Here is a 26,074-nt window from a genome sequence, read left to right as displayed (position 1 = left end):
GGAGAGCACGATGCCCGAACCTATCTCATCCAGTGCAGCAACCAGCGCCCTCACCGGTCTGGCCCTGCTGTCGCTATTCCCCGGCGTAGATCCCGGCGTGCTCCTTGGCGCATTCGCCGGGGCGCTGATCTTCATCGTAACCACCGCCGAACTCGGCAACCTGCGCAAGGCGGGGCTGTTCATTGCCGCCTTTGTCGCCGGTGCGCTGGCGGCCCCGCTGGTTGCCGCCATGCTGGCCAGCGTCCTGCCGCAAAGCGTCGAAGTGCCCAAGGCAGTCGGCGCCCTGCTTGCCTCGGCGCTGGCCGTCCACCTGTTGCAGTGGGTCTTGCGCAAAGCGCCTGACGACCTGCTGAAACTTCGCAAAGGAGGCTGACATGCTGACCATCCTCTATGCCCTGATCTGCACTGCCATCGCCATCCGGCTGGCCACCTTCAATCGCAACGGGGGCGACTATCGCCCCCTCCCTGCCATGCTGGCGTGGCTGCTCACCGTCGCGGCGGGCTCTGTCCCGCTGCGCGCCGTGCTCGGAGTAATGCCCGCACCGGATCCAGCAGCCGTGCTGCTGGCCGCCGTGGTGCTCACCGCCCTGCTCGGCTCGCGCGGCTCGGTCATGCGCCTGCTGCCGCGCCGCCACCCGCGCCCCAGCCATGCCTCTGACATCTACCGGAGGTTTCAACCATGACCATCAAAAAAGGCGCCATTGGCGCATCGGTGGCCGAACTGCAACAACTGCTCACCCGGGCAGGCTACAAGGTGGCCGCAGATGGCTGGTTTGGTGACGCCACCGAGCAAGCCGTGCTCGCCTTCCAGCGCGATCACCTCATTGTCGCCATCGGTCAGGCAGGGCCGCGCACCATGGCCGCCCTGCACGGGGCCGCCATCGGCAACCAGCTAACCATCACAGATCTGCAGCAAGCCGCCGACCGCCTCGGTGTCGAACTGGCCAAGCTCGCCGCCTTCGCCCAGGTCGAAGCCGCTGGCGAAGGGTTCGACGAATGCCAGCGCCCGCGCCTGCTGTTCGAGCGTCATGTGTTCTTCAAGCAGATCGCCAAACAGCAAGGCGAAGCCGAGGCCACCCGCCTCGCGGGCCTCTATCCAGCCCTCTGCAACACCAAGCGCGGCGGCTATCAGGGCGGCCCAGCTGAATGGGCCCGCCTGCAAACCGCCATGACCCTGCACCGCGCCGCCGCCATCGAGTCGGCCAGCTGGGGCATGTTCCAGGTGATGGGCTACCACTGGCAGGCGCTGGGCTACGCCTCGGCAGATGACTGGCTGGAAGCTATGCAGCGCAGCGAAACCGAGCACCTGCGCGCCGTGGTCTGCTTTATCGAGCTGGACCCGCAGTTGCACAAGGCGCTCAAGGCGGGCAAGTGGAGCGAGGTGGCCCGCCGCTACAACGGCCCCGCCTACAAAGAAAACCGCTACGACACCAAACTGGCCGAGGCATACGACCACTTTGCCAAGGTCTATCCGGTGCAGGAGGTGGTTGATGTGGCGTAACCTCCTGCGCTCTCCAATCACCTGGCTGCTGCTGGCCTTGGTCGTCACCCTGGGCGGCTGGGGCTGGTCGGCCCGCTCTGCCGCCAAGGCAGAGGGGCAGGTATCCACCCTGCAAAGCGACCTCAAGGCAGCCGACGACAAGGCCAAAGAGACCGCGCTGCGGGAACAGGCCAAAGACAGCACCATTAACACCCTCACCATCGAGCTGACGGCGCAAGCCACCGCCGCCCAGCAGTTGCAGAGCCAGCTCGACCAGCTGGCCACAACAGCCGCAACCCGAGCACAAACCATCGCGAGGCTCAAACGTGAAAATGATGAACTTAAGTCTTGGGCTGATCGCCCTCTGCCTGCTGCTGTTGTCGGCCTGCTCCAGCGCCCCGCCCTCACCGGCGCCGCAGCTTATCAGGCTCACCTGTCCCGCTCCGGCCCCATGCCAGCTCACGCGGGCGGATCCCCTCAATAACGGCGATCTGCTCGACCTGCTGACCACCACCGAGGCCGCCTGGGCAACCTGCGCGGCCAAGGTCGACAGCGTCATCAGCTGTCAGCACCGACTGCAACAAAAAGGGAATGAGGATGGAAAAGCCAAAACAAATCCGTGAGTTGCTGCAACAGTCGGTACCACAACTTGGCCAGAACCCTGAACGGCTCATCCTTACCATAGGCGAAGGCCAGATAGTGGCGACCGGCGCTGAATCCCTCTCGTTTGAATGGCAATATCCGCTCGAAATCGGGGTGATCGATTTTGCCGGTCACCCCGACATGTTGCTGATCCCCCTGATGGCATGGCTACGCCAACATCAGCCGGAACTGTTCACCAACCCGGACAAACGGGAAAACGCCATCAAGTTCCAAGCTGAGGTATTGGCAGGTGACCTCTACGACCTGCTGATCACCATCAAGCTCACCGAGCGGGTCATCGTCACAAAGACAGACCAGGGCATCAGCTGGCAGCACGTACCTGAACCGCCAGAAGACCCCTATGACGGTATCACTTGGGAACTGTTCATCAATCACCAGCCAAACGAGAACAACTTCAACGGCTGGGCATTTGTTGTCGAACAGTCGTGCAGCCTTGGGTTTGACAAACAATGACGGACGCGCTTGAGCAACTTGGCCGGCAAGCGGAAGCTCTGATAGGCAAGCTCTCAGCCACCGAGCGCCGCAAGCTGGCTGCCGAACTGGCCCGTACCATGCGGGCCACCCAGGCAGAACGGATCCGCGCCAACAAACAGCCAGATGGCACCTCTATGACCCCGCGAAAGCCACAGCCAAGGCTGCGCGATCGGCGAGGTGGTACCCGCCGCAAGATGTTCGCCAAGCTGGTCAAGCCTGCATGGTTCAAGGCCACCGCCACCGCCAACGAAGCCGCCGTTGAGTTCAAAGGCAGCGCCAACCGGCTCGCCATCGTCCATCACTTCGGCCTGCGTGACAAAATCAACGGCAAAGAGGTGCAATACCCCGAGCGCCAACTGTTCGGCATAACTGAAACCGATATTAATAGAGTAGAAGATTCTCTGCTCTCCCATCTCATCAAATGAGGCTAGTTACCAAAAAATTAATCACCATTGATATCAAGGTGATGATGTCAATACAGAAATGAGATACGAGGCAGTAAAACCACCTCGTATCATCAAAAATACCATCCATAACAAAGACACTCTATTTTGATACAGGAATTTCAATAACATCACTCTCTGTGGATAAAGTAACTGTTGGTGGTGAGGATATTACTGGAGCATTAACCTTAGTATTTTGGGGGGGAGCTATAACACTTTCTGATTGCGAAACAGGTACGTCAGTGATTATGAGTGGCTTCGGTGCAGTCGGCGCAGGCAATGTCAATTCTTTAGCTACATCATTAGATACAATAAGAGACTCCACTTTTTTCTTTTTCAAACTTTCGACATCAATAGTATTGAGTGTAATAACATAGTTATTTAATAACTGTGATGACGCTTTATACACCTTATTGTTAAAACCAAAAACAGGCCCATAAGTGATAGTGGCCCCAGCGTCAATTTCATCAAGCAGTGTAGTTCTAACAAGAGATAATAATGTCCCTGTAATATATACTAGCTTTTGATTATCTTTAGGTGAAACAAGCTCTGCCCGCTCTAAAACAATATCTCTGGGGACATCTGTTAGTATCGAACGAGCTTGCTGTCTTATTATTACCTCTGCTCTTTGCTCATTGGACAAATTCGCATCGATAGAGACTGCCTTTAATATTGACTCTCCCTCACTCGAAATTAATGAGCTATAAATCAACCCAGATTCCTCTGGAATTGAAGTAACTACAGGTGGTTTCAATGGATCAATAGCTCTCAATACTGGTGTTATAGTGCCATGACTATCAACGATCGCTAGTTGACCAGTCAAAGCGGTTAAATCATGGCGATAAATTGATGCTGGTATAGATGATTCTATTTCTGGTGGCACCATTTTATTTTCAACTACTTCTGTACTTGTAAATTTAACCCCAGAGGGAGAACAGCCGAAAAGCATCGAAGTCAAAGTTGCCAACAAAACCTTATTATAAATCATATGCTCTCCACATTACGATTGTATGTATAATAATCAAGCCAAATGATAACACCCCAAACTAAATTTACGTTCTCTCAGTAAATGCTGCTTATCAACTGCAATAGTAGTTGTTATTTTTCCTATCAACAGGAATGATGTGAGGTTATTTTTACGACTTACATCACACTTCAGTTTATTCTTTTATGTGCTTAGGGCAAATATCTCAATTACCTTTCCTGCTATTACTAAAACAATAGCCTGATCTACCCGACATCGACCGAGCTTCTATGCCAGATCGACAACCAGCCAACTGACACTCTTACACACATGCTCATGACGGGAACAGCCAGCGTCTACAGGGTGAATATGTGCAGCTTAAACACCTCACCACCTAGCGCGGGTGTGTAGCGCCGCCACACACCCGCCGCCGCTGGTCAGCGCAAACGACGCCGCTACACACTCCCCCTCATGAACATTATCGAGCTAAGCAGCAAAATCGACGACCTGATCCGCATCGGCACAGTGACAGAAGTGCGATCCGGTGAATGCCGAGTCAAAACCAAGGGCAACCACACCAACTGGCGGCCCTATCTGGTACTGCGCGCCGGTCGCACTCGCCGCCGCATGCGCCCGAGCGTAGGCGAACAGGTGATCCTGTTAAGCCTTGGGGGTGACCTGCGCAACGCCTTTGTCTTGGCGGGCATCTACCAGGACGAACACCCAGAACCACTAGCCGATGATGACAACGGCGATCTCGACCGCACCGAATACCCGGATGGCGCGGTCATCGAATACAACCCGAACACCGGTGAACTCACCGCAGAGGGCATCAAAAACGCCACCATCACCGCCAGCGTGGCGGTCAAGCTGATCACCCCGCTGGTTGAGTGCTCAGAACTGCTCAAGGCCCAGCGCGTCGTCAGCGAAACCGCCAAGGTGGGCAACATCGAGGTCACCACCCACAAACACAAAGACACTATGCCGGGCGGCGGCACCAGCGGGGGCCCAGTATGAACTGGCATGGCATGAATGCCGCCAATGGCCGCGCCATCAGCGAGACAGCCCACATCCTGCAATCGGTGCGGGATATTCTCACCACCCCCATCGGAACCCGCGTCATGCGCCGCGACTACGGCAGCGAGATATTCAGCCTCATCGACCAGCCACAGCACGGCGCAACCCGCCTGCGCCTGATGGCCGCCACCGTTCACGCGCTCACCCTCTGGGAGCCGCGCATCCGCATCACCAAGGTCGAGATCGGCGCACCTGAACTGGGCGGCGGCTGCGCCGTCACCCTCACATGGCGCCGCGCCGACAACGGCCTGCTCGAATCCGGCACCGTCCAGCTACCGACCGGAGCAACCTCATGAACATCATCGACCTGTCAAAACTGCCAGCCCCGGATGCCCTTGAACTGCTCGACTTCGAGGCCATCCTTGCCGAGCGTAAAGCGGCGCTGATCGCCCTCTATCCGCCAGAGCAGCAAGCCGCCGTTGCCGCCACGCTGGAGCTGGAATCTGAGCCGATGAACAAACATCTGCAAGAGAACGCTTACCGAGAGCTGCTCCTGCGCGCCCGCATCAACAGAGCCGCCGTGGCGAATATGGTGGCATGGTCAACGGGCAACGACCTCGACGGGCTGGTATCAAACTGGGATGTCGAACGGCTGGTCGTGCAACAGGGTGACGATACCGCCACCCCGCCGCTCCCCACCATCATGGAAAGCGACGAAGCACTGCGCGAACGAGCCCTGATGGCATGGGATGCCATGAGCACCGCAGGCCCGCGCGGCGCCTACGAATTTTGGGCCCGCTCGGCAGATGGCCGCATCATCGACGCCAAAGCCATCAGCCCCAGCCCTGCCGTCGCAGTGGTCACCATCATCAGCAGCGAAGGCAACGGCACCGCCAGCGCAGAACTGATCGCCAAAGCCACCGCCGAATGCAGCGACGAAGACCGGCTGCCGGTTGCCGACCGCCTCACCGTACAGAGCGCAGGCATCCTGCCATACACCATCAATGCAAAACTGCACATGGATCTCACCGGCGCAGAGGCAGAAATGGCACTGACAGCAGCCCGCGACGCCTTGGCCGCATGGGTCAACCCGCGCAAGCGGATCGGCGTGCGCATCGCGCGCTCGGGCATTGATGCCGTGCTACATGTGCCGGGCGTCGTCTGGGTTGAGCTGATCGGCTGGGCCGACATCATCCCGACCGACACCCAGGCAGCCTACTGCACCGGCTACACCGTCGAGGTCGCATCATGACCGACCTGCAGCCACCCTCTGCCACGCCGACCGAGCGCAAGCTGGCCACCGTCAACGCCAAAGCTTGCGATCTGCCGGTCGATGTGTTGCGCACCCTCTGGAACCCGCACACCTGCCCGGTCTGGCGCTTGCCAAGTCTGGCCGCCGAGCGGTCGGTCGATCGCTGGGATGAAAACTGGTCGGCAGCGACCAAGCGCAAGGTCATCGCCAACGCCCCGTTCGTGCATCGCCACAAGGGCACCGTCGGCGCATTGCGTCGCGCCGTCGAACCACTCGGCTATCTGATCCGGGTACTGCACTGGTATCAAGAAACCCCGAATGCCACCCCGGGCACCTTCAAGCTCGATGTCGGCGTGCTCGATACCGGCATCACCGAGACGATGTATGCAGAGCTGGAACGTCTCATTGACGACGCCAAGCCACTGACCCGCCACCTGACGGGGCTCGCCATCAGCATGGAAACCCGTGGCCCGCTCTACCTGGGCGCAGCCTGCCACCTTGGCGAAGAACTCACCGTTTACCCCTATCAGCCGGGGCCCATCGTGGTATCAGGCAGCGAGGTATATGGCGCCGCCGTGCACACCATCGACATCACCAGCATCAGCTCGGAGGCTGGCGACTACCACTTCAACAAATGGGCCACAGCAGTTGAAAACAGCTGCGCCCTTGGCTTTACGGAGGTAATTAATGGCGTCCATTAACCAGGGCGATGACGCTGTCGAACGGCTGGATAATGCCGTCACGGCATTCGAACAGATCATGACGGGGCCGGAAGGGCAGACCGTGCAGGTTCCGGGGCACCAACCCCAGCCTACACTGGCCGAACGGGTCAAGCAGAACCTCAAGCCCAGCACCGATGCGGCGGCTGGTTATGCCGCGCAGGCATCAGCCAGCGCCAAGGCTGCGGATGAATCGGCAAAATTAGCATCACAGATCTCCGGTCTTGACACTGTAGCTGATGCCATAGCTATGGCAGCTATGCCGATGCCAGACGTTTGGGTCCCGTTCAGTGACTCGCTCAGAATGTTTGTTGGGTATGGCCGCGAGGTTAAAGTCGGCGACGATGTCATTGCTCGCTTTGTCAATTTCAGCCGGTCAACGACTGCGACATATATTGATAAAACAGGAGAGTTAAAAACTGCCGCCATCAATGAGCCACGATTTGAAAAAGAAGGGCTGTTAATTGAAGGGGTGTCATCAAACCTTATTACTAATACGACAGCGGTTGAACCAGCAGTTACCAGTCCGATCGCATCAGATAGGCTGTCTGTTTCAGTTGATGTCGATGGATGGTTTGTGGCGACACTGAAAGCTGCAGGAGTTGGACAGGTTGCATATATTCGAATCTACGCGACAGGGGAGGCACCAAATGGTGTTGACACATTCACCGCATCGGTAGAGGTCGATACGTCACTATGCTCAGGGACTGCGCTGGTCGGGATGATTCATGGCGATGGCAATGGATATGTAGCCCCACAAAAGGAGGTCGCTGAGAAGTCAAAATCCTTTGTTTCGTTTACTGGTGTTCCTCGGCAGGTTGCCCAAAATCGCTGTGAGTTGCGCATTCAATTTAACACCGCGCTGGCAAAAGAGGGTGATTCAATTCGATTTAGGCGTCAACAAGTCGAAAAGTTGCCATTCCCAACGTCATACATCCCCACGAATGGGTCTGTTGTCACTCGCGCTCAGGATGTTGTGAATATTCCATGGAAGGGGAATATAGAGCCACTCCTGGCAGCTGGAAATAGAACCACCGCTGCAGTGGAGTATAAGCTGATGGGATCGGGACCTGCCCACACAAGTCGTGCGCTTCTATACCACTTTGGTGAGCCAGGCGGCCCTGGGAATCTTATCTTACGCCTTAACTCTGGGTCACCGCTTCTGGCTTTTTATCGTGGCGCATCAACCACTGCGCAGATTGATGTTGGCACTTCTGGCCGCTCTGGGATTGCCGCTATCAGAGTTAAGGCCGACAACGTCACCAATCTGTTTGTCAATGGGGTGCCATCTGGTGGCGGTAGCTCTGCCCCAGCAAAAACGGGGCTTCCTGTTTCCCTGGGAATCGGTGGGTCATCATCCGGTTCATTCCCCCTGTATGGTCACATCAGAAACTTAAAGCTGTGGAATACAGACCTTTCTGACTCGCAGATTAAGGCGCTGCGATGACCCGCAACTACTGCACGGGGCTTGGCCCCGTTTCCCCTGGCACTAACACCTGTTGTCAGCAGCACGACCGCGACTATGGCGCAAAAGGAACAGTCTCTCGCGCCGAGGCTGACCGCTGCCTGCGCCAGTGCATGATGGCCCAGGGTAAGCCGGTGCTGGCTTGGTTGTTCTGGGCCGCTTGCCGCCTTGGCGGCTGGTATTTTTGGAAGGATAAAACCCATGGAAATGATTGATCTTTATCTCAAGGCTGGCAGCAAGTCGGCCATGACAACCGCTCTCAAGACTGCAGGGTTTAGCCAAGATCCAGAAGGTGGGTCGCTTTATAACTCGGAAGCTGCACTTGATGTGATCGGCACCATCTACCAACCAACTGGTGAAACCACAATTGTCGATGGTGAATCGATACCGGTAATGGTTGCACTCCCTGGCTATCACGCCAACGTTCGCACCACCTCGAAAGAACTGGCTGTGGCACTTGATGCACTGCGAACCTATCCAACAACTCCCGTTAGGGTCTGGGCATAAGGAGCTAAAATGGCAAACTTTTTTGCAATACTGACCAATGCGGGAGCGGCCAAACTGGCCAATGCGGCCGCACTAGGCATTCCTCTTAAACTGACCACGATGGCCGTCGGCGATGGTAATGGTCAGGCAGTCACCCCTAATCCGGCAGCAACCAAACTGGTCAACGAAAAGCGCCGCGCCCCGCTGAACGCCCTGTTTGCTGACCCACTTAACGTAAGCCAACTGGTAGCAGAACAGATCATCCCCGAAACCATTGGTGGATGGTGGATCCGTGAACTCGGGCTGTACGACGAAACGGGAACCCTGATCGCTGTGGCCAACTGCCCGGATACCTACAAGCCACTGCTTTCAGAGGGGTCAGGCCGTACCCAGGTAATCCGCATGGTGCTGATTGTCAGCAACACAAGCGCGGTCGAGCTCAAGATTGATCCTGCTGTCGTACTGGCAACCCGCAAGTATGTCGACGACCTGTTGGAAGAACACAAGCAAAGCCGTGACCATCCAGATGCCAGCGAAACAGCCAAAGGCTTTGCCCGCTTCGCAACCCAAACAGAAGTGAACGAGACTATCACAGCCAATCAGAAGGCTGATGCTGTTGTCACGGTGAAAAGCCTGTGGGGGTGGGTAAAGCAGGCCAGCGAAAGCGTGCTCGGCATGATGAAGGTTGCAACACAGGCGCAGACAGACGCTGGGACGGTTGATGACGTTGCCGTCACACCAAAAAAAATACGAAATGGTTTCTCTTACAGCTTGTCGGCATCAGGTTGGTACATCGTGTTCCCATCATGGCTAGGCGGGTTAGTAATCCAGGGAGGGCCTATCGCCCCCATTTTGGCAGGACAGTCCACAGTGATCACGCTACCGATTGCATGGCCAAAAGGCCAGCAAAGAGCGTTGCTGGCGCAACCAGCGGTGATTGGTGATTCAACAGTGCCACTCAGCTTTTGCGTTGACCCATCTCCAGGCGGGAATCAATTCACAATCAGAAATCGATCTACGGTATCAAACGGAAACTCTTTCTGGGTCGCATTTGGTTTTTAAGGGGGTATGGATGAATACGATCTATTTTTTGGCGGACCCAATAGGGTTCTACCCATCCAGCGTGTTTAATACGCCGCCAGACGGCGCTGTTGAGATATCGCAGGATCAATATAACGAATTGATGGAGCAATCCTCGAAAGGGTATGAAATCTCAGCAGATGAGCATGGGAACCCCATCAATTTACCGAAAAAAGAACCAAGCCCGGAACAAATGGCCGAGCAAGAGCAATTTGCAAGAATGGCAACGGCCAATAAACAAATCGCAATCATCGCTCCGGCCGTCGAAGGCGGCTACGCCAAGCCGGAGCACACCCAGTTGTTGGCAGACTGGCAGCGCTACCGATACGAGCTGACGCTGGTGCCAGAACAAACCGGCTGGCCTGAGTCGCCACAATGGCCCACCGAACCGGAAAAGGTCATCTGACCAAACCATCCACCCCGCCCTGTGCGGGGTGTTTTCTTTGTGCCTGCCACCGTCATCGGGTGTGTAGCGGCCCCACACACCCGCGCCAGCTCGCCCGCCGTGCGCCGCCCCTGCATCCTGACCGTGCTTATTGATCACTTCAGATCACCTCCGTCCGGACACAGGAGAACCGCCACCATGGCACTCGACAGTTACCACCACGGCGTGCGCGTCGTCGAAGTCAACGAAGGCACCCGCACCATTCGCACCATCGCCACCGCCGTGATCGGCTTGGTCGCCCATGCGGACGATGCCGACGCCATCACCTTCCCGCTCGATAAACCCGTTGTCATCACCGATGTGCAAAAAGCCGTCGGCAAAGCGGGCACCCAGGGCACATTGGCCAAAACCCTGCAAGCGATCGCCGACACCGTCAACACCATCACCATTGTGGTGCGCGTGGCAAAAGGGGCAACCGATGCAGCCACCAACACCAACGTCATCGGTGCAGCCAAGCCTGACGGCACCTTCACCGGCCTCAAGGCCCTGCAACGGGCCAGCTCTGCCACTGGCATCACCCCGCGCATCATCGGCGCTCCGGGGCTCGACACCCTGCCGGTCGCCACCGAATTGGCCGCCGTCGCCCGCAAGCTGCGCGCCTTCACCTATATCGCCTGCGTCGGCAACACACCGACCGAAGCGAAAGCCTACCGCGCCAACTTCGGCCAGCGTGAAGTCATGCCCATATTTGGCGACTTCACCAAGTGGGATACCGCCGCTTCGGCCCAAGGCACAATCTGGGCCACCGCCAAAGCCATGGCCATGCGGGCGCTCATCGACAAAGAGATCGGCTGGCATAAAACCATCTCCAACGTCGCCGTCACTGGCGTAGACGGTCTGAGCAAACAGGTATTCTGGAGCCTGCAAGACCCCGACACCGACGCGGGCCTGCTCAACGCTGACGACATCACCTGCCTGATCCAGGCAGAAGGCTTCCGCTTCTGGGGGTCACGCACCTGCTCGGACGATCCCCTGTTCGCCTTCGAAAACTACACCCGCACCGCCCAAATCCTCGCCGACACCATCGCCGAGGCGCACATGTGGGCAGTCGATAAACCGATGACCCCTACCCTCGCCAAAGACATCGTCGAAGGCATCAAAGCCAAGGGACGTGAGCTGGTCAGCCTCGGTTACCTCATCGGGTTCGACTGCTGGTACAACGAGGAGGTCAACGACAAAGACACCCTCAAGGCGGGCAAGCTCTACATCGACTACGACTACACCCCCGTGCCGCCGCTTGAAAACCTCATGTTCCAGCAGCGCATCACCGACCGCTATCTGGTCGACTTCGCCGCCCGCGTGGCCGCAGCATAAGGAGCATCAACAATGGCACTACCTCGCAAAATCAAGCGCTTCAACATGTTCGGTCAGGGTGAAAACTGGATCGGCATCGCCGAAGAGTTCACCCCGCCGAAACTCAGCCGCAAGTTTGAAGCCTATCGTGGCGGCGGCATGCCGGGCATCGCAAACATCGACATGGGACTCGATGACAGCGCCCTCGATATTGATTTCACCCTGGGCGGCTATGGCGACGAGGTGCTCGGCTACATCGGCGAACCTAAAGTCGATGGCACCATGATCCGCTTCTCCGGCTCCGTCCAGCGCGATGACACTGGCGAAGTCTCCGCCGTCGAAATCCTCACCCGTGGTCGGGTCAAAGAGATCGACCGAGGAACCTTCAAGGCTGGCGACAACACCCAGGCCAAGGTAAGCATGACCTGCACCTACTACAAAGAGACCATCAACGGCGCCGTCATCCACGAAATCGACACCGTCAACATGATCGAGATCGGGCCGGATGGTGTCGACCGCATGGCCGAACACCGCAAAGCAATGGGCCTCTAACCAACCCAACCGCCACCGGGCGGCACTGCCGCCCGTTACTACATACCGAACAGGACAAACACCATGAAAATGAACACCGTCACCCTCGACACCCCCATCCAGCGCGGCGAAACCACCATCACCGAGATCAACGTGCGCAAACCGCAATCCGGCGAACTGCGCGGTCTCAACCTGACCGACATCCTGCAGATGGATGTCAATGCCCTCACCAAACTGCTGCCGCGCATCACCATCCCGGCTCTGACAGAAGCAGAAGTCAGCGCCCTCGAACCGGCAGACCTGATGCAACTGGGGCATGAGGTAGGCTCTTTTTTGGTACCCAAGAAAATGGCCTACCTCACTGCGTAGACGACCTGATGGCCGACTTGGCCATCATCGCCCACTGGCCGCCGTCTGAAATGGCGGCCATGGAGCTCGACGAGCTGATGGGGTGGCACCAACGCCTTGTTGAGCGATACAACCACATCAACGGGGCAGACGAATCATGAGCACCCTCAAGTTACAAATCCTGCTCGGGGCGGTGGACAAACTCACCGCCCCCCTCAAGGCCGTCACCGGCCAAAGCCGCATCACCGCCAAAGACCTCGCAGACACCAAAGCCAAAGTCCGCGATCTGGAAAAACAGAGCGGCCAGATTGACGGCTATCGCACCCTCGGCAAACAGATCGGCGCCACCCGGGCTGAGCTGACTCAAGCGCAGCAAACCGCCCAGCGCATGGCCCGCGAACTGGCCGCGACCAGCAACCCGACCAAAGCCATGACCCGCGATCTGGAAAAGGCCAAGGTGGCAGTGCGTGACCTCACCAACAAAGAGCGGGAAATGGTCAGCCGCCACGGCGCCATGAAAACCGCCATGCAGCAGGCAGGCATCAACACCAAGCAACTCAGCCAGCACCAGCGCCAACTCAAGACAGATTTGGCCGCCACCACCGCCCAACTGGAACAGCAACGCAGCAAGCTGGCACAGGTCGGCGCACAGCAAAAGCGCCTAGCCCAGGTCAAAGCCAACTACCGCCAGACCCAAGAGCTGCGCGGACAGATTGCAGGTCACGGAGCCGCGGCACTGGCAACCGGAACAGCTATGGGCATGACCACCCTCAAGCCGGTGATTGAGTTCGCCAAGGCCGAAACATCTGTTGTTGACCTCAAGGTGTCGATGATGGGTAAAGGGGGACAACTCAGAAAAGAATTCCAAGCCATCAGCGATCTGGCGACCAAGTTGGGCAACAAGTTGCCGGGCACAACTGCTGACTTCCAGAACATGATGAGCACCTTGATACAGCAAGGCATGAGCGCCAAAGCCATCTTGGGCGGGCTGGGGCAGGCAACCGCCTATCTCGGCGTACAACTCAAAATGCCATATGACCAAGCCGCCCTGTTTGCCGCCAAGCTGCAAGACGCCACCGGCACCGCAGAAAAAGACATGATGGGCCTGATGGACGTGATCCAGCGCTCCTACTATCTGGGCGTGGATAGCGGAAACATGCTCGGGGCATTCAGCAAGCTGACGCCTGCGCTCGGTGTCCTGAAAAAAAGCGGGCTTGATGCAGCTGCTACTCTGGCTCCACTCATAGTCATGGCTGATCAGGCGGCAATGAGTGGTGAAGCTGCTGGTAACGCCTATCGCAAAGTGTTTCAGCTAAGCATGAACACCAAGAAGATCAGCAAAGCGACAAAGGGAACAGGGCTTAATCTCAACTTCACAGACGGGAAAGGGGAATTTGCTGGGCTTGAGAACATGTACGCCCAGCTGGCAAAGCTGAAAACACTGAATACAGAGCGAAGACTACAGGTACTTAAAGACATTTTTGGTGATGATGCCGAAACCCTGCAGGCACTTGAGCTCATGATAAATAAAGGACTCGATGGTTACAGAGAAACCCAGAAAAAGATGGCAGCTCAAGCAGCCCTGCAAGAGCGGGTCAATGCCCAGCTGGGCACCTTGGGTAACCTGTGGGATGCAGCCACCGGCACATTCACCAACGCCATGGTCAACTTCGGGGAGGCCATCAGCCCGGAACTTAAATCGGTTACCGAATGGGTAGCTGACCTATCTGAACGCCTCGGTAACTGGTCAAAGCGAAACCCTGAGCTGTCAAATACCTTGATGCGGGTTGCCGGTTTCACATCAGTAGCCGCCATTGCCTTCGGTGGGTTGTCTCTGGCCGTTGCCGCAATCTTGGGGCCGATGGCAATCATGAAACTGACCTTCGGGGTACTGGGGATTAAAGGAACCCTGCTGGGCAAGGTGATCACCGGATTACTTGCCCCGCTCAAGTGGCTAACCATGGGCTTTGTAAAACTGGGGCTTGCCATCCTCACCACCCCCATCGGCTGGATTATCGCGGGGATTGCCGCCATCGCTGCCGCTGCTTACCTCATCTACAAGAATTGGGATCAGCTCGGGCCGTGGTTCAAATCCACCTGGGAGAAATGCAAAGCGGCTACCGGTGAATTCTGGGACTATCTGACCACCCTGCCATCCAGGGCGCTCAACGCGGGAAAAGCCATCATCGACGGTCTGATCGGCGGTATATCGGCCAAATGGGAAGAGCTCAAGGCCAAGGTGACATCCATCACCGACATTCTGCCGGACTGGATGAAAGGGGATTCATCAACAAAAGTAGCCGTGCAGCACTCATCAACAACACCAGCCGTACAGGCTAGAAAAGAGGGTGGGTTTGCAGGATTTTACGATAAGGGCGGCCTGATCCCGGCGGGTAAATGGGGTATCGCAGGGGAGCATGGGCCAGAAGTGGTGAAAGGCCCCGCCAACATCATCAGCCGTCGTCACACCGCAGCCATGGCATCAGCTGCCATGCTGGCCAGCATGCCACTGGCTGCCATGCAACTGCATCAGGATGCAGTGCGCCCAATCCGAGAGCAGGTCATGCCTGCCGATCTGCGCCAGTCGTCGGAGATAGCAAGGTCTGAGCATCGCATCATAGAAACGCCAAAGCTGGCACCAGCCAGAGTAGGCGGAACGATTCATATCAACGCCCCGATCAGCATCGTCCAGCAGCCGGGGCAATCAGGCGCCGACGTGGCGCAAGAGATAAGCCGTGAACTGGACCGCCGCGAACGGCTGGCATCTGCCCGCACCCGCGCCAGCCTGCGCGACACCAACTAAGGAGACACCACCATGATGATGACCTTGGGCTGGTTCGTGTTCCAGCGCTCAACCTTCGCCCCCCAGTCACAGCAGGACGACCGCGCATGGCGCCACCCGGGCAACCCTCGGGTCGGCGCCCGTCCGGCCTACCAATACACAGGGCCGGATGATGAAACCACCGTGCTATCTGGCACCCTCTACCCTGAACTGACGGGCGGGCCGGTTACCCTCGACCTGCTCCATGAAATGGCCGCCACCGGCAAAGCCTTCCCCCTGATCCAGGGGGATGGCGTGATGCGGGGCTATTTCGTCATCGAACGCACCAGCGTCACCCGCTCCGAATTCTTCTCGGACGGCGCCGCCCGCAAGCTGGATTTCACCATGAACCTCAAGCGGGTGGACGACGACGAAAACACCCTGGGCAACAAGCTGATGGGCCGCGCCATCGGTGGCATCGCCAGTCGGCTGGGCATCAGCAACATCGTCGGCACCATCGGCAACAAGATTGGGGGCCTGCTGTGAGCCTGACAAATAACGTGGTGACGGCTGTCACCAGCACACTGACCAGCCAGCTGGGGCAATTCAGCATCACCGGGGCCGATCATCCGGCCCCGGCTTACCAGCTGCTGATCGACGGCAAGGACGCATCAACCACCATCCGGCCACGCCTGATAAGTCTCAACATCACCGACAATCGCGGGTTTGAAGCCGACACCATCGACATCGAACTCGACGACAGCAACGGCAAGCTGGCGATGCCGCGCCGTGGCGCCAGAATGCGCGTCATGATCGGCTGGCAGGGCCAACCGCTGGTTGATAAGGGGGAATACACCATCGACGAGGTAGAGCACACCGGCACACCGGACAGGCTCACCATCCGGGGCAAATCGGCCGATCTGCGCGGCAACCTCAACAAGCTGCGCCAGACCAGCTATCACCAGCAGACCGTCGGCAGCATTGTCGATGCCATCGCTCGGCGCCACAGCCTGATCCCCGCCTGCGCCGAACGCTTCAAGGGCATGCAGATTGACCACATCGACCAGCAGAACGAAAGCGATCCCGCCTTCCTCACCCGCTTGGCCGGTCAATGTGGCGCCCTGACCACCGTCAAATCGGGGCGGCTGCTCTTTATCGGCCAGGGCAAGGGGCTCACCGCAAGCGGCAAACCGCTCCCCTCCGTCACCATCACCCGCCAGGACGGCGATCAGCACCGCTTCGCAGTCGCTGACCGTGACGCTTACACCGGCGTCGTGGCCAACTGGCACGACCCGAAGAAGGCGACCACCGAAGGATCGACCCTCAAGCGCAAACGCAAGAAGAAGCCAAAGCCGGAGCAGGCGCTGCCGAGTGACACCACCGTCGACAAAGAAGGCCGCGAACTGCTGATTGGCGACAGCGAGAACGTCAAGGTGCTGCGCCACATCTACGCCAACCAGACCAACGCCATGCGCGCCGCCCGCGCCGAGTGGGAACGCCTGCAACGTGGCGTTGCCGAGTTCGAGATCTCCCTCGCCAAAGGCCGCCCCGAACTCTACCCGGAACAATCCACCACAGTCAGGGGATTCAAACCGCAGATCGACGAGGCCAACTGGGTGCTGACCAAAGTCAGCCACAGCCTGAGCAACAGCGGCTACACCAACACCATCAACCTCGAAGTCGCCATCGACGACCTGCCGGAAGTCGAGGAATAGCGAAGCAGGACAACAAGGTTGTGGTAGATACGGTATGAGTGCCGGATGCTGCTTCTGTACATCCACACAGTAATGTTATGATCGAAAAACCCTCAACTCTCGGCCAAACCTAATGAATGCTAACCAGATAAAATCGGCTGTACGGAATGCTATCCAAGCTGTAACTGATGACATGGATTTAGAGCTCGGTGTTGGCCCCATAAACGAGTCTGACTGGGCCTACTTATCTGGTGGGTATGGGCTCTTAAACTGGGAGGTCGGGCTAACTAAGTATGGCAACGATGATTGGTCATTCGACGTTGCCCTGAAAATAGCACCTGGGATGAACACTCTTGATGCTGCAATCCTAGGGGTCTTCAGGCCTGAAACTGATACGCTAGAAATGCATCTGGTCGAGTCCTTCATCAGGAACCCTCAACACCCACTGAAGGGGCGTGTTTTTGAGATGATGGTGATTGCATCTTACTTGTTCATTGCTGCCGTAGATGGTACCAATGTAAGACTGGTGGATGTGGGGCCAGAACTGACAACGTACTATCGTACCTTTGGCTTCGAGACTGACGGGCAAGACATGGTGCAAACCGTGTCAGGACTTGCAGAGCAGTTCATCATGATTGTAGCTGGGACTTCTGATGCCGATAACATGGAGTAAGTTCTGAGCATCAAGCTGGGACTTACTGACCAGTTTTCACTCGACATCAAGTGTCAACAGTGTAGAATTAGTCACCCAAAACGAGCCGGTAGCAGTAGTGAAAAACTACGTGCAACTCGACACAGAGATCTAGCGCACTTTACAGCCAAGAAAAAGTTGACTTTACTGGTATAAAATCAGATCAAATAGGCATGCGTTAGATTAAAGAATTTTAGGCCAACGCAAATAGAGAGCATGACATGAAACATACTCAGCATTGCGCCGATGAACGTAAACTCGGCGCCCAAGATGTATACAGCCGCCTGGGTGAAGCTCTTGGTAACGTACTGGCTGCGACTAAAGAGCTGAAAAAAGACAAATTTAAGTTTAACGGCCCTGAGCTTAGTGGCCCAAGAAAGTGCACGAAACAAGCGGCATGAAAGATTCAGTAATAAAAAAGCACCTTCGGGTGCTTTTTTATTACCTGGAAAACAGAGCCTTATCAGCCAGCAATGTAACTACCGAGTAGCCTCTGCCGCCATTTTGCCGCCACTGCCGAAACAAGCGAACCAGCAATCAAACGTAAGTTACTGATATAAAATGCCTTTTAAGATGTTAAAAATCCCATACTAAAGAGCATAGAACTTTTTCGGCATGTTATCGATCTCGAATAGTTATTTAAAAACAATCACTTAAAATAACAACACCCGCAATTATCCCTGCGGATGCCAGTAAATGGCGGCCCTTGCCCGACTGAATTCAGATTGCACTTCGGCTGCCTCAGGGCTAAGCCTCGGCAGCAAATCTGATAACAATGGAAGCAAGATGGGCTTATCCGGCGATCGGTTAGATGATGTGTCCAAACCGCGGACAGGCTGTTGGGCCGATATGATAGCACCGTTTGCAGAGAAAATGCCTGGCAAACGTATGCCAAAAACAGGAAAAATCGGCATCACCCTCTCCATTCGGCACATCTAGAGCGCCAAACGACTAACCTGCCGTCCCTGCTGCCGAGTCCTAATGGGCTGTACGGCAAATCGCAGATAAAAAAATAGCAGGGGGAGGATTTACCTCACGCACCTGCTGCTTTCTCGCCTCTGCCTGGTTGGGCAGCTCGTCTTAGCGACGAGTGACGAAGGGGTTAGGGTAGCTGAAACCCTGGGTATACAAAGAAGGGGCAAACCAATAGGTTGAGTTGCTGCCTGGCATATTGAAACTCCTGATTGCTTAACAAGTTACGTACCTTTAATGCGGGCTCAAATCCTTGAACGAACACTCGGTTCCATGGAGGCGCACTTGCTTTGCTTCGGTTCCCTGGAGGCTTTCATCGTCATCCTGACGGGTGGCGAACCACGGGAGCTAATTTACCAGTCGGTGCGTTAAATTCAATATTTTTGTGAGATCGGTCACACATTTTCTTTTCTATCGGTCAGCGTCGTCCGAACCTGACGATCGTACTGCCTGGTTGCCATCAGCCAGCACAAGCTGCCTGCGATTTGCGCTGATTGCTCACATTTTTGTGTGATTGACTGTATTATCGTTATCCTCTTCCCCGGCCCGCTGATGGGGCCCTGTTAATTCCGTGCTGGTAAGGAGTCCCGACGTGGCACAGCTTAGCTCTCTCTCTCCCAAACTGATTTGGCATTTCTTCGAACAGATCTGCTCCATCCCCCACCCTTCCAAACATGAAGCCAAACTGAGCGCCTGGATCATCCAATGGGCTCAAGGGGAAGGTCTGGCGGTCAAGCAGGACAAGGTCGGCAACATCATCATCAAGAAACCGGCCACCCCGGGGATGGAAAATCGCAAAGCCGTGGTACTGCAGGCCCACATCGACATGGTGCCGCAGGCCAACGCCGACACCAAACACGACTTCGCGACCGATCCCATCGATGCCTATGTCGATGGCGAGTGGGTCACTGCCCGTGGCACCACCCTGGGTGCCGACAACGGCATCGGCATGGCCGGTTGCCTGGCAGTACTGGCTGACAAGACCATCAAGCACGGCCCGCTGGAAGTGCTGCTGACCACAGACGAAGAGACCGGCATGACCGGCGCTTTCGGTCTGGAAGCGGGCTGGCTGGAGGGCGAAATTTTGCTCAACACCGACTCCGAAGAGGATGGCGAAGTCTATATGGGCTGCGCTGGCGGTGTGGATGCCAATATCCGCTTCCCGCTCGAGCTGGTTGATGCTGCTGAAGGTGAAGCGTTCGAGCTGGCGGTCAAAGGGCTGCGTGGCGGTCACTCCGGTTGCGATATCCATCGCGGCCGTGGCAACGCCAACAAGCTGCTGGTGCGTCTGCTCAAAGCAGCCGAGCCGCTGGGTGTTCGTCTGGCCGAGATCCACGGCGGCACCCTGCGTAACGCCATCCCGCGCGAAGCCCGTGCCACCCTGCTGGTGCCTGCTGCCAGCGTAAACGAGTTCAAGGCGCTGGTTGACCGCTACACCGGGATCTACCAGACCGAACTGGCCGCCACCGAGCCAAACCTGACCGTGCTGGTCAACAGCGCCCCTAAACCGGCCAAGCTGATGAGCGTCTCCCTGCAGCAGCGCCTGCTGGATGCCCTGATGGCCTGCCCGAACGGCGTGATGCGCATGAGCGATGCCATGCCCGGCGTGACCGAAACCTCGACCAACCTGGGGGTCATCAAGACTCAGGATGGCGAAGTGTACGTCCAGTGCCTGATCCGCTCCCTGATCGACTCCGGTCGCGAGAGCATCGAGCAGATGACCCGCTCCCTGTTCACCTTGGCAGGCGCCAGCTGCGAATTCACCGGTGCCTACCCGGGTTGGGCGCCGAACGTGGACTCCCCCGTCATGGCGCTGGTACGCAATAGCTACCAGACCCTGTTCGGCACCATGCCCAACGTCATGGTGATCCATGCCGGTCTCGAGTGCGGTCTGTTCAAGAGTGCCTACCCGGAGTGGGACATGGTCTCCTTCGGCCCGACCATCCGCGGTGCCCACTCCCCTGACGAGAAGGTACATATCCCGGCGGTCGAGCGTTTCTGGCAACTGCTGGTGCACGTGCTGGAAGCGATTCCGGCCAAATAACCCGGCCTGCGCCACACGGCAAAGCAAAGCCCCGCACTGCTGCGGGGCTTTTTATTGTCTGTTACAGCCAGATTTTGGCGCTTACCGGATGCCGCGGGCCTCGCGGATCCACTCCCAGGCTTGCTGGATCTCCTGGGTCTTCTCCTTGGCCATCTCCATCATCTCCGGCGGCAACCCCTTGGCAGCCAGCTTGTCCGGGTGATGTTTGCTCATCTCCTTGCGGTAGGCGCGCTTGATATCCTGATCGCTGTCGCTCTCGCTCACACCCAGCAGCTGGTAGGCATTCTTGAGGCGATCCGCAGAGGGTGCCGCCTGCCGATACTGCTGACCACCGGAATGGCCCCCCTGATACTGGCCATGAGCCTGATTGAAGAAGTTCATCTGCGCCTCGGCCATTGCCAGAATGCGAGCCAGCTCGATGCGGCTGAAACCCAGCTCGTCGGCAATGGTGTGCAGAATGGCACGCTCGCCCTCCTCTACCCGACCATCTGCAAAGGCCGCCTGCAGTTGTACCTCGAGGAAGAAGCGCAGAATGTCGCGCTGGCCGAGGCTGGCACGGCGGAACTCGGCCAGGGTCTCGCGCAGCGGGAAGTCGGCCTCTTTACCGAGACGAAATGACTCCTGTGCCCGAGCACGCTGTTCACCCGCCAGCCGCATCCGATCCATCAGGTTGGAGGCAACCCGGATCTCCTGTTCGGTCACCTGACCGCTAGACTTGGCGATGTGACCCATCACCGAGAAGGTGGCATGGAAAAAGACGGCTTGCTGCTCCTGACTCGGGCCGCGACGAAACGCCCCCTGCAACCCCATGCCACGGTCGAAACGGTGGCCGATCCAGAGGCCAATCAGGGCACCGATGATATTGCCGAGCAGAAAACCGAAGAAGGCGCCCAGCACCTTACCCCAAATACGCATGGTTCAAGACCTCTTGAAGTTAATGAGTGCGGGCCTGGAGCTGGTCATCCAGCTCGCGCAGTCGATCGACCGTGCCGATATCGCGCCACTCGCCAGCGAGCAGGCTGCCGCCCACCCGCCCTTGCGCCATCCAGTCACGGAGCAGGGGCGCCAGCTTGCGGGCACCGCTCGCGAGACCGGCAAAGGCCGCCGGATCATATAGTCCGACCCCGCTGAAGGTAAACGCTGGCGTATCCATGACTCGCCCTTCTTGCAGGGCAAAGTCCCCGCTCGGGTGCTGGGGCGGATTGGGCACCAGCCAAAGGTGGGCCAGATCATCGCCAAGGGGCTGGCTGACCAGTGTGTGATAATCGAGATCGAGCCAGGTATCGCCGTTGATCACCAGAAAAGGGGCTGCGCCCAGCAGTGGCAGCGCCTGCACGATGCCGCCCGCGGTCTCCAGCGCACTCTCCTCGGCTGACCAGTGGATGGTCACCCCAAGCGCACTGCCATCACCAAGGCTCTCGACCAGCTTGTGGCCGAGCCAGGCGTGGTTGATGACCAACTCGGTCACCCCGGCGGCTTTGAGTTTTTCGATGTGATGAACGATGAGTGGTTTGCCCCCTACCGCCAGCAGTGGCTTGGGCAGCAGGTCAGTCAGCGGGCGCATCCGCTCACCACGGCCAGCGGCCAGGATCATCGCCTTCATGATTTAACTCCAGCATTGGCGATCCCCGGCAACACCACCTGCTCCAGCCACTGACCAAAACGGGCCAGTACCGGATAGGCACTACCATGAGTACGACAGACATCCACCACATAGCCGAGGGTACGGGGAATATCCTTGAGATAGCCGGACTTGCCGTCGCGATGATAGAGCCGGGTGAAGATCCCCGCCGCTTTGAGGTGGCGCTGCATGCCGGTCAGGTCGGCATCACGACGGAAACTGGCATAATCAAGCTCGCCAAGCAGACCCTCCTGTTGCAGGGTGACAAAGCCGTGGCGCATCCCTTCATCGATCACCTCGTCCGGCCAGCGTACGTAGCAATCTTTCAGCAGGGAGACCAGGTCATAGCTCAGGGGCCCGATGACCATGTCTTGAAAATCGATGATGGCCAGCCGGCTGCTCTCGGGGGTATCTCCGCCACATACCATCAGGTTGCGACTGTGGAAATCCCGGTGCATGACCCCTTGCGGCTGGGCCAGATTGCAGGCGGTGAGACAAGCAAAGGTCTCGTCCAGCAGTTGCTGCTCTTCGTCGCTCAGGGTCAGTTTTAGATGGTGGCCCAGCAGCCACTCGGGAAAAATGCTGTTCTCCCGTGCCATAAAGGCGGCATCGAAGGGTTCAAGCGCCAGTTCAACCGCCCCCAGGCGGGGCAGCAAATCAATCGCCTTGCCATACCAGGCCAGCACGTTGTGCTCGTTCAGGCGGCTGATAAGCTGGGTATCGCCCAGGTCACTGACCGCCAGCAAGCCCTGTTCGTAGTCCACCGCCTTGACCTCTGGCGCCAACAGCTGACGCGCCAGCAAGGCCGCCGCGTTACGAACAAACTCATGATTTTTTTCGGTTTTCGGGTTGGCATCCACCCAAACCAGACCACCACCGCGATAGTAGCGGCGGAAGCTGGCATCACCGGAAATAAGGGTCAACTGAAGATTGGCATCGCCTGATATCTGGCGTGCCCACCGCAATAGCAGGGAATCGCGATCGTGCATAAGTAGAGGACCAAGGTGGAAAGCAGCACTTGGCTGTTAGCCCTGGCCGCAATAATGCTTTATCATTGCCGGCTAACATAAAGCAATGACATGCAATGTCAACTCGATGAAACCTGTCGTAAAATGCATGCCTTGGATCAACCGTATCTATCACGGATTGCACGAGTCTTTCACATGACCAAATGGACACTGGGGTACCGCTATCCCATCGCCCTGACTATCAGTCTGGCCCCCGCACTTGCCCCTGTGATGGTGCAGGCGGCTCCGTTCGAAGCGCCGCCAGCCACCGGCATTCTTGATAGTCTCTGCTATGACTATGTTCCCAAGATAGAGAAGCCAGCATCGGATCAGGATGCCAACGCACAGCCGGTCGAGGTTGATGCTGACCGTCTCGAGGCCAAACAGGGCGGCACCGCCGTCTATGAAGGTGACGTCAAGGTTCGTCAGGGTGTTCGCAAGTTTGACTCCGACTATGCCCAGCTCGATCAGAAGAGCCGGGATGTCATCGCCATCGGCAACATCTATTACAACGACGGTCAGGTGACCGTCACCAGCGACAAGACCCTCAAATCCAATCTGGATACCAAGAACTCCGAGCTGGAAGAGGGCAAGTATCAGGTGCATGGCTCACCGGTGCGCGGCTTTGCCAAGCGCGTAGTGATGACCAACAACAACCAGAACATCACCATGGAGGGGGCCCAGTACACCACTTGCCCCCCCGGTCAGGAGGTGTGGACCCTCAAGGCAGGCAACATCGATATCGACCAGAAAGAGGTATTCGGTGAAGCCTGGAACGCCAGTCTCTGGCTCTATGACTACCCGGTGTTCTATTTTCCGTACATCAACTTTCCCATCAAGGATGAACGGAAGACAGGTCTGCTCTATCCGGGTTACAAACAGAGTTCCGGCAATGGCATGGAGATCACCCAGCCCTTCTACTGGAACATTGCCCCCAACTACGATGCTACCATCACCTCTCGTTTCATGGACAGGCGAGGCCTGATGGAACAGGTGGAGTTCCGCTACATGCCGGATCCCGCCCATATCGGCACCCTCTATTTTGAAAATCTGAGGGATGACAAGCAGTTTGACTCGGGCAATCCAAGCTTTACCAACCCTTCAACAGGAACGCCGTACCTCTCTGATGGCCATCGCTATCTGCTGAACGTCCGTCACGGCTCCACCCTGATGGATGGTTCGCTACGCTTTGGTATCGATTACACCAAAGTCCGGGACAAGGATTACAACTACTTCAATGACTTCAGTCCGCAAGTAGGTACCCAGGTCGACAGCCAGTTGCAGCAATCCTTTACTGCTGGTTACTACCAACAAAACTGGAACCTCACCTCGGAGATACGCCGCTACCAGATATTGTTGCCTGGTGCTTTGCTGCCTCACGAGATGCTGCCACGCATCAACTACAACTACTACCAGCAGGGTAAGTGGTTCGATCTGGCCTGGAACAGCGAGCTGACCAAGTTTGGCTATGACAGCGGCAGTGCCACTGCCCAGCAAGCCGGTGAACGCTACACAGCCACCAGATTTCATTTAGCGCCCGCCCTGACAATTCCTCTGGTGGATGCGCCCGGCTATTACCTCACCAGCCAGTACAAGCTGATGTTTACCTCCTACAACCAGGAGGTTCCCAAGGATCTGGTAGCCACCGATCGAACCCGCTTCACCGATGTTGAAAGCAAGCAATTGACCCTGGCGGATGGAACCGTCAATCGCACCCTTCCCTCCTTCCGGCTCAAGGGCGGGCTCAACTTCGATCGTTCGATTGACTGGTATGATGGCAAGGGCACCCAGACGCTTGAGCCGGAGTTTCAGTATCTCTATGTACCCTATCGGAATCAGGATGAGATCGGGATCTACGACTCCACCACAACCCGTCAGGATTACTACAGCCTGTTTAGCGATCGCCGCTATGCCGGTCTCGATCGCATTAGTGATGCCAACCGGGTTACCGCTGGCTTGACCAGCCGGGTCTATGACAATGTGGGTGATGAAAGGTTACGCTTGGCGGTGGCTCAGGCCTTCGAAATGACGCCCCCCAAGGTACGCCTCTATCCATCGGATCCCAAGAGCACCAATTCGCGCTCACTGCTCTCGTTCGAAGGTGATGCCCGGATCACCGATGAGTGGTTTGCCCATGTAGGGAGCCAGTACGACACCTCCGAGGGTGATTTTACTGCTGGCAACGGTGCGGTCGAATATCGGGCCGGCAAGCTGACCACCCAGGTCAACTACCGTTATATCCAGGACGGCAACCGGGACTATCGCTACCCGAGCAACCCAAATCTGGCCGAAGACCTCAGCCAGGCTGGCCTGGTGATGATGGCACCGATCGCCGATCAGTGGCAGATGTATGGCGGTTACTACCGTGATATCAAGCAGGATGTGAACATTGACCGCAAGATCGGTGTCAAATACGACTCCTGCTGCTGGAGCATCAACATGAGCCTGGAGTGGCACAACCAGCCGGACAATATCACCCTGAAGCCAACTTCGGAAAAAGTCATTGGTCTGCAATTTGAAATGAAGGGACTTGGCAGTGTGGGTACCGGTGGCCGCAGTGTCACACTGGATACCGAGCTGTTGCCCTATGTTCGCCCGTTTAATCTGAAAGACCAGCAATGATG

Annotated in this window: 32 protein-coding genes; 27 read left to right on the top strand and 5 right to left on the bottom strand. The window is 57.2% G+C overall.

Going from position 1 to position 26,074, the window contains the following annotated elements; all coding sequences use genetic code 11:
• Positions 1-10 precede the first annotated feature (10 nt).
• The 7 genes from G5149_RS13090 to G5149_RS13060 are packed head-to-tail and all read left to right on the top strand — an operon-like array spanning position 11 to position 3,042.
• Complete coding sequence (locus tag G5149_RS13090; protein WP_215803096.1) at positions 11-373, top strand: putative holin; 363 nt, start codon at positions 11-13, stop codon at positions 371-373.
• A gap of 1 nt (position 374) precedes the next feature.
• On the top strand, positions 375-683 hold the full coding sequence (locus G5149_RS13085; protein ID WP_421212572.1) for a phage holin family protein: 309 nt from the start codon (positions 375-377) through the stop codon (positions 681-683).
• Positions 680-1,501, top strand: a complete 822-nt coding sequence (locus G5149_RS13080; protein WP_421212571.1) for an N-acetylmuramidase domain-containing protein — start codon at positions 680-682, stop codon at positions 1,499-1,501. The genes G5149_RS13085 and G5149_RS13080 overlap by 4 nt, the downstream gene beginning before the upstream one ends.
• Positions 1,491-1,964 carry an Rz-like lysis system protein LysB gene (gene lysB, locus G5149_RS13075; protein WP_421212570.1) on the top strand — a complete coding sequence of 158 codons (474 nt, stop codon included), beginning with the start codon at positions 1,491-1,493 and terminating at the stop codon, positions 1,962-1,964. Before G5149_RS13080 ends, lysB begins: the two co-directional genes overlap by 11 nt.
• Complete coding sequence (gene lysC, locus G5149_RS13070) at positions 1,858-2,103, top strand: Rz1-like lysis system protein LysC (protein WP_421212609.1); 246 nt, start codon at positions 1,858-1,860, stop codon at positions 2,101-2,103. Before lysB ends, lysC begins: the two co-directional genes overlap by 107 nt.
• Positions 2,078-2,596 (top strand): phage tail protein, encoded by a 519-nt coding sequence (locus G5149_RS13065; protein ID WP_421212569.1) that lies wholly within the window; start codon positions 2,078-2,080, stop codon positions 2,594-2,596. The genes lysC and G5149_RS13065 overlap by 26 nt, the downstream gene beginning before the upstream one ends.
• Positions 2,593-3,042: a phage virion morphogenesis protein gene (locus G5149_RS13060; RefSeq protein WP_421212568.1), complete on the top strand. Its 450-nt coding sequence runs from the start codon at positions 2,593-2,595 to the stop codon at positions 3,040-3,042. The genes G5149_RS13065 and G5149_RS13060 overlap by 4 nt, the downstream gene beginning before the upstream one ends.
• Positions 3,043-3,163: 121 nt before the next feature.
• On the opposite strand, the gene G5149_RS13055 is transcribed toward G5149_RS13060, so the two are convergent.
• The gene (locus tag G5149_RS13055; protein ID WP_421212567.1) at positions 3,164-4,048 is read right to left on the bottom strand and encodes a hypothetical protein; all 885 of its coding nucleotides are present in this window, start codon (positions 4,046-4,048) and stop codon (positions 3,164-3,166) included.
• A gap of 447 nt (positions 4,049-4,495) precedes the next feature.
• Between G5149_RS13055 and G5149_RS13050 the strand changes: the two genes are divergently transcribed.
• From G5149_RS13050 to G5149_RS12990, 13 genes are all read left to right on the top strand, one after another.
• On the top strand, positions 4,496-5,041 hold the full coding sequence (locus G5149_RS13050; RefSeq protein ID WP_421212566.1) for a phage baseplate assembly protein V: 546 nt from the start codon (positions 4,496-4,498) through the stop codon (positions 5,039-5,041).
• The gene (locus tag G5149_RS13045) at positions 5,038-5,397 is read left to right on the top strand and encodes a GPW/gp25 family protein (protein ID WP_421212565.1); all 360 of its coding nucleotides are present in this window, start codon (positions 5,038-5,040) and stop codon (positions 5,395-5,397) included. Before G5149_RS13050 ends, G5149_RS13045 begins: the two co-directional genes overlap by 4 nt.
• A complete protein-coding gene (locus tag G5149_RS13040) occupies positions 5,394-6,293 on the top strand; it encodes a baseplate J/gp47 family protein (RefSeq protein ID WP_421212564.1) in 900 nt (299 codons plus the stop codon). Before G5149_RS13045 ends, G5149_RS13040 begins: the two co-directional genes overlap by 4 nt.
• Complete coding sequence (locus G5149_RS13035; protein WP_421212563.1) at positions 6,290-6,994, top strand: phage tail protein I; 705 nt, start codon at positions 6,290-6,292, stop codon at positions 6,992-6,994. Before G5149_RS13040 ends, G5149_RS13035 begins: the two co-directional genes overlap by 4 nt.
• A complete protein-coding gene (locus G5149_RS13030; protein WP_421212562.1) occupies positions 6,981-8,459 on the top strand; it encodes a phage head spike fiber domain-containing protein in 1,479 nt (492 codons plus the stop codon). Before G5149_RS13035 ends, G5149_RS13030 begins: the two co-directional genes overlap by 14 nt.
• Positions 8,456-8,692: a hypothetical protein gene (locus G5149_RS13025; RefSeq protein ID WP_421212561.1), complete on the top strand. Its 237-nt coding sequence runs from the start codon at positions 8,456-8,458 to the stop codon at positions 8,690-8,692. Before G5149_RS13030 ends, G5149_RS13025 begins: the two co-directional genes overlap by 4 nt.
• Positions 8,679-8,984 (top strand): hypothetical protein, encoded by a 306-nt coding sequence (locus G5149_RS13020; RefSeq protein WP_421212560.1) that lies wholly within the window; start codon positions 8,679-8,681, stop codon positions 8,982-8,984. Before G5149_RS13025 ends, G5149_RS13020 begins: the two co-directional genes overlap by 14 nt.
• 9 nt (positions 8,985-8,993) lie before the next feature.
• Complete coding sequence (locus G5149_RS13015) at positions 8,994-10,025, top strand: phage tail protein (protein ID WP_421212559.1); 1,032 nt, start codon at positions 8,994-8,996, stop codon at positions 10,023-10,025.
• A gap of 10 nt (positions 10,026-10,035) precedes the next feature.
• Positions 10,036-10,449, top strand: a complete 414-nt coding sequence (locus G5149_RS13010; protein ID WP_421212558.1) for a tail fiber assembly protein — start codon at positions 10,036-10,038, stop codon at positions 10,447-10,449.
• Between the two features lie 177 nt (positions 10,450-10,626).
• Positions 10,627-11,802, top strand: a complete 1,176-nt coding sequence (locus G5149_RS13005; protein WP_421212557.1) for a phage tail sheath protein — start codon at positions 10,627-10,629, stop codon at positions 11,800-11,802.
• 12 nt (positions 11,803-11,814) lie between these two features.
• Entirely contained in the window at positions 11,815-12,333 is a 519-nt protein-coding gene (locus tag G5149_RS13000) for a phage major tail tube protein (protein ID WP_421212556.1), read from the top strand.
• A gap of 63 nt (positions 12,334-12,396) precedes the next feature.
• Complete coding sequence (locus tag G5149_RS12995) at positions 12,397-12,681, top strand: phage tail assembly protein (protein WP_421212555.1); 285 nt, start codon at positions 12,397-12,399, stop codon at positions 12,679-12,681.
• 8 nt (positions 12,682-12,689) lie between these two features.
• Positions 12,690-12,821 (top strand): GpE family phage tail protein, encoded by a 132-nt coding sequence (locus tag G5149_RS12990; RefSeq protein ID WP_108572652.1) that lies wholly within the window; start codon positions 12,690-12,692, stop codon positions 12,819-12,821.
• An 11-nt stretch (positions 12,822-12,832) separates the two neighbouring features.
• On the opposite strand, the gene G5149_RS12985 is transcribed toward G5149_RS12990, so the two are convergent.
• Positions 12,833-13,168 (bottom strand): hypothetical protein, encoded by a 336-nt coding sequence (locus G5149_RS12985; RefSeq protein ID WP_421212554.1) that lies wholly within the window; start codon positions 13,166-13,168, stop codon positions 12,833-12,835.
• On the opposite strand from G5149_RS12985, the gene G5149_RS12980 reads away from it, so the two are divergent.
• The 6 genes from G5149_RS12980 to G5149_RS12955 all read left to right on the top strand — a co-directional run bounded on the left by G5149_RS12980 (position 13,154) and on the right by G5149_RS12955 (position 20,822).
• Positions 13,154-15,463: a phage tail tape measure protein gene (locus G5149_RS12980; RefSeq protein WP_421212553.1), complete on the top strand. Its 2,310-nt coding sequence runs from the start codon at positions 13,154-13,156 to the stop codon at positions 15,461-15,463. The genes G5149_RS12985 and G5149_RS12980 overlap by 15 nt on opposite strands.
• A 12-nt stretch (positions 15,464-15,475) precedes the next feature.
• Positions 15,476-15,967, top strand: a complete 492-nt coding sequence (locus G5149_RS12975; RefSeq protein WP_139461254.1) for a phage tail protein — start codon at positions 15,476-15,478, stop codon at positions 15,965-15,967.
• Positions 15,964-17,136, top strand: coding sequence for a phage late control D family protein (locus tag G5149_RS12970; RefSeq protein WP_421212552.1), 1,173 nt, complete (start codon positions 15,964-15,966; stop codon positions 17,134-17,136). Before G5149_RS12975 ends, G5149_RS12970 begins: the two co-directional genes overlap by 4 nt.
• Before the next feature lie 172 nt (positions 17,137-17,308).
• Positions 17,309-17,788, top strand: coding sequence for a hypothetical protein (locus G5149_RS12965; RefSeq protein WP_421212551.1), 480 nt, complete (start codon positions 17,309-17,311; stop codon positions 17,786-17,788).
• 239 nt (positions 17,789-18,027) lie between these two features.
• A complete protein-coding gene (locus tag G5149_RS12960) occupies positions 18,028-18,207 on the top strand; it encodes a hypothetical protein (protein ID WP_275115610.1) in 180 nt (59 codons plus the stop codon).
• Between the two features lie 1,163 nt (positions 18,208-19,370).
• Positions 19,371-20,822 carry an aminoacyl-histidine dipeptidase gene (locus G5149_RS12955; RefSeq protein ID WP_064338705.1) on the top strand — a complete coding sequence of 484 codons (1,452 nt, stop codon included), beginning with the start codon at positions 19,371-19,373 and terminating at the stop codon, positions 20,820-20,822.
• A gap of 81 nt (positions 20,823-20,903) precedes the next feature.
• Here G5149_RS12955 and djlA read toward each other — a convergent pair whose 3' ends face one another.
• The 3 genes from djlA to G5149_RS12940 are packed head-to-tail and all read right to left on the bottom strand — an operon-like array spanning position 20,904 to position 23,432.
• The gene (gene djlA / locus G5149_RS12950) at positions 20,904-21,737 is read right to left on the bottom strand and encodes a co-chaperone DjlA (RefSeq protein ID WP_005358354.1); all 834 of its coding nucleotides are present in this window, start codon (positions 21,735-21,737) and stop codon (positions 20,904-20,906) included.
• Between the two features lie 19 nt (positions 21,738-21,756).
• Complete coding sequence (gene murU / locus G5149_RS12945) at positions 21,757-22,425, bottom strand: N-acetylmuramate alpha-1-phosphate uridylyltransferase MurU (protein WP_421212550.1); 669 nt, start codon at positions 22,423-22,425, stop codon at positions 21,757-21,759.
• Positions 22,422-23,432, bottom strand: a complete 1,011-nt coding sequence (locus tag G5149_RS12940; protein ID WP_421212549.1) for an aminoglycoside phosphotransferase family protein — start codon at positions 23,430-23,432, stop codon at positions 22,422-22,424. The genes murU and G5149_RS12940 overlap by 4 nt, the downstream gene beginning before the upstream one ends.
• A 174-nt stretch (positions 23,433-23,606) precedes the next feature.
• Between G5149_RS12940 and lptD the strand changes: the two genes are divergently transcribed.
• Positions 23,607-26,072 (top strand): LPS assembly protein LptD, encoded by a 2,466-nt coding sequence (gene lptD, locus G5149_RS12935; RefSeq protein ID WP_421212548.1) that lies wholly within the window; start codon positions 23,607-23,609, stop codon positions 26,070-26,072.
• The last annotated feature ends 2 nt before the right edge of the window (positions 26,073-26,074 follow it).

The sequence above is a fragment of the Aeromonas sp. 600479 genome, assembly GCF_049175515.1.
GTDB classification, from domain to species: Bacteria; Pseudomonadota; Gammaproteobacteria; order Enterobacterales; family Aeromonadaceae; genus Aeromonas; species Aeromonas veronii_A.
This window is presented reverse-complemented; position numbering and strand designations above follow the sequence as displayed.

Coding starts and splice junctions, on each gene's coding strand:
- G5149_RS13090 (WP_215803096.1), top strand. CDS start 11: ATGCCCGAACCTATCTCATCCAGTGCAGCAACCAGCGCCCTCACCGGT.
- G5149_RS13085 (WP_421212572.1), top strand. CDS start 375: ATGCTGACCATCCTCTATGCCCTGATCTGCACTGCCATCGCCATCCGG.
- G5149_RS13080 (WP_421212571.1), top strand. CDS start 680: ATGACCATCAAAAAAGGCGCCATTGGCGCATCGGTGGCCGAACTGCAA.
- lysB (WP_421212570.1), top strand. CDS start 1,491: ATGTGGCGTAACCTCCTGCGCTCTCCAATCACCTGGCTGCTGCTGGCC.
- G5149_RS13065 (WP_421212569.1), top strand. CDS start 2,078: ATGGAAAAGCCAAAACAAATCCGTGAGTTGCTGCAACAGTCGGTACCA.
- G5149_RS13060 (WP_421212568.1), top strand. CDS start 2,593: ATGACGGACGCGCTTGAGCAACTTGGCCGGCAAGCGGAAGCTCTGATA.
- G5149_RS13055 (WP_421212567.1), bottom strand. CDS start 4,048: ATGATTTATAATAAGGTTTTGTTGGCAACTTTGACTTCGATGCTTTTC.
- G5149_RS13050 (WP_421212566.1), top strand. CDS start 4,496: ATGAACATTATCGAGCTAAGCAGCAAAATCGACGACCTGATCCGCATC.
- G5149_RS13045 (WP_421212565.1), top strand. CDS start 5,038: ATGAACTGGCATGGCATGAATGCCGCCAATGGCCGCGCCATCAGCGAG.
- G5149_RS13040 (WP_421212564.1), top strand. CDS start 5,394: ATGAACATCATCGACCTGTCAAAACTGCCAGCCCCGGATGCCCTTGAA.
- G5149_RS13035 (WP_421212563.1), top strand. CDS start 6,290: ATGACCGACCTGCAGCCACCCTCTGCCACGCCGACCGAGCGCAAGCTG.
- G5149_RS13030 (WP_421212562.1), top strand. CDS start 6,981: ATGGCGTCCATTAACCAGGGCGATGACGCTGTCGAACGGCTGGATAAT.
- G5149_RS13025 (WP_421212561.1), top strand. CDS start 8,456: ATGACCCGCAACTACTGCACGGGGCTTGGCCCCGTTTCCCCTGGCACT.
- G5149_RS13020 (WP_421212560.1), top strand. CDS start 8,679: ATGGAAATGATTGATCTTTATCTCAAGGCTGGCAGCAAGTCGGCCATG.
- G5149_RS13015 (WP_421212559.1), top strand. CDS start 8,994: ATGGCAAACTTTTTTGCAATACTGACCAATGCGGGAGCGGCCAAACTG.
- G5149_RS13010 (WP_421212558.1), top strand. CDS start 10,036: ATGAATACGATCTATTTTTTGGCGGACCCAATAGGGTTCTACCCATCC.
- G5149_RS13005 (WP_421212557.1), top strand. CDS start 10,627: ATGGCACTCGACAGTTACCACCACGGCGTGCGCGTCGTCGAAGTCAAC.
- G5149_RS13000 (WP_421212556.1), top strand. CDS start 11,815: ATGGCACTACCTCGCAAAATCAAGCGCTTCAACATGTTCGGTCAGGGT.
- G5149_RS12995 (WP_421212555.1), top strand. CDS start 12,397: ATGAAAATGAACACCGTCACCCTCGACACCCCCATCCAGCGCGGCGAA.
- G5149_RS12990 (WP_108572652.1), top strand. CDS start 12,690: ATGGCCGACTTGGCCATCATCGCCCACTGGCCGCCGTCTGAAATGGCG.
- G5149_RS12980 (WP_421212553.1), top strand. CDS start 13,154: ATGGTCAGCCGCCACGGCGCCATGAAAACCGCCATGCAGCAGGCAGGC.
- G5149_RS12975 (WP_139461254.1), top strand. CDS start 15,476: ATGATGATGACCTTGGGCTGGTTCGTGTTCCAGCGCTCAACCTTCGCC.
- G5149_RS12965 (WP_421212551.1), top strand. CDS start 17,309: ATGGATTTAGAGCTCGGTGTTGGCCCCATAAACGAGTCTGACTGGGCC.
- G5149_RS12960 (WP_275115610.1), top strand. CDS start 18,028: ATGAAACATACTCAGCATTGCGCCGATGAACGTAAACTCGGCGCCCAA.
- djlA (WP_005358354.1), bottom strand. CDS start 21,737: ATGCGTATTTGGGGTAAGGTGCTGGGCGCCTTCTTCGGTTTTCTGCTC.
- murU (WP_421212550.1), bottom strand. CDS start 22,425: ATGAAGGCGATGATCCTGGCCGCTGGCCGTGGTGAGCGGATGCGCCCG.
- G5149_RS12940 (WP_421212549.1), bottom strand. CDS start 23,432: ATGCACGATCGCGATTCCCTGCTATTGCGGTGGGCACGCCAGATATCA.
- lptD (WP_421212548.1), top strand. CDS start 23,607: ATGACCAAATGGACACTGGGGTACCGCTATCCCATCGCCCTGACTATC.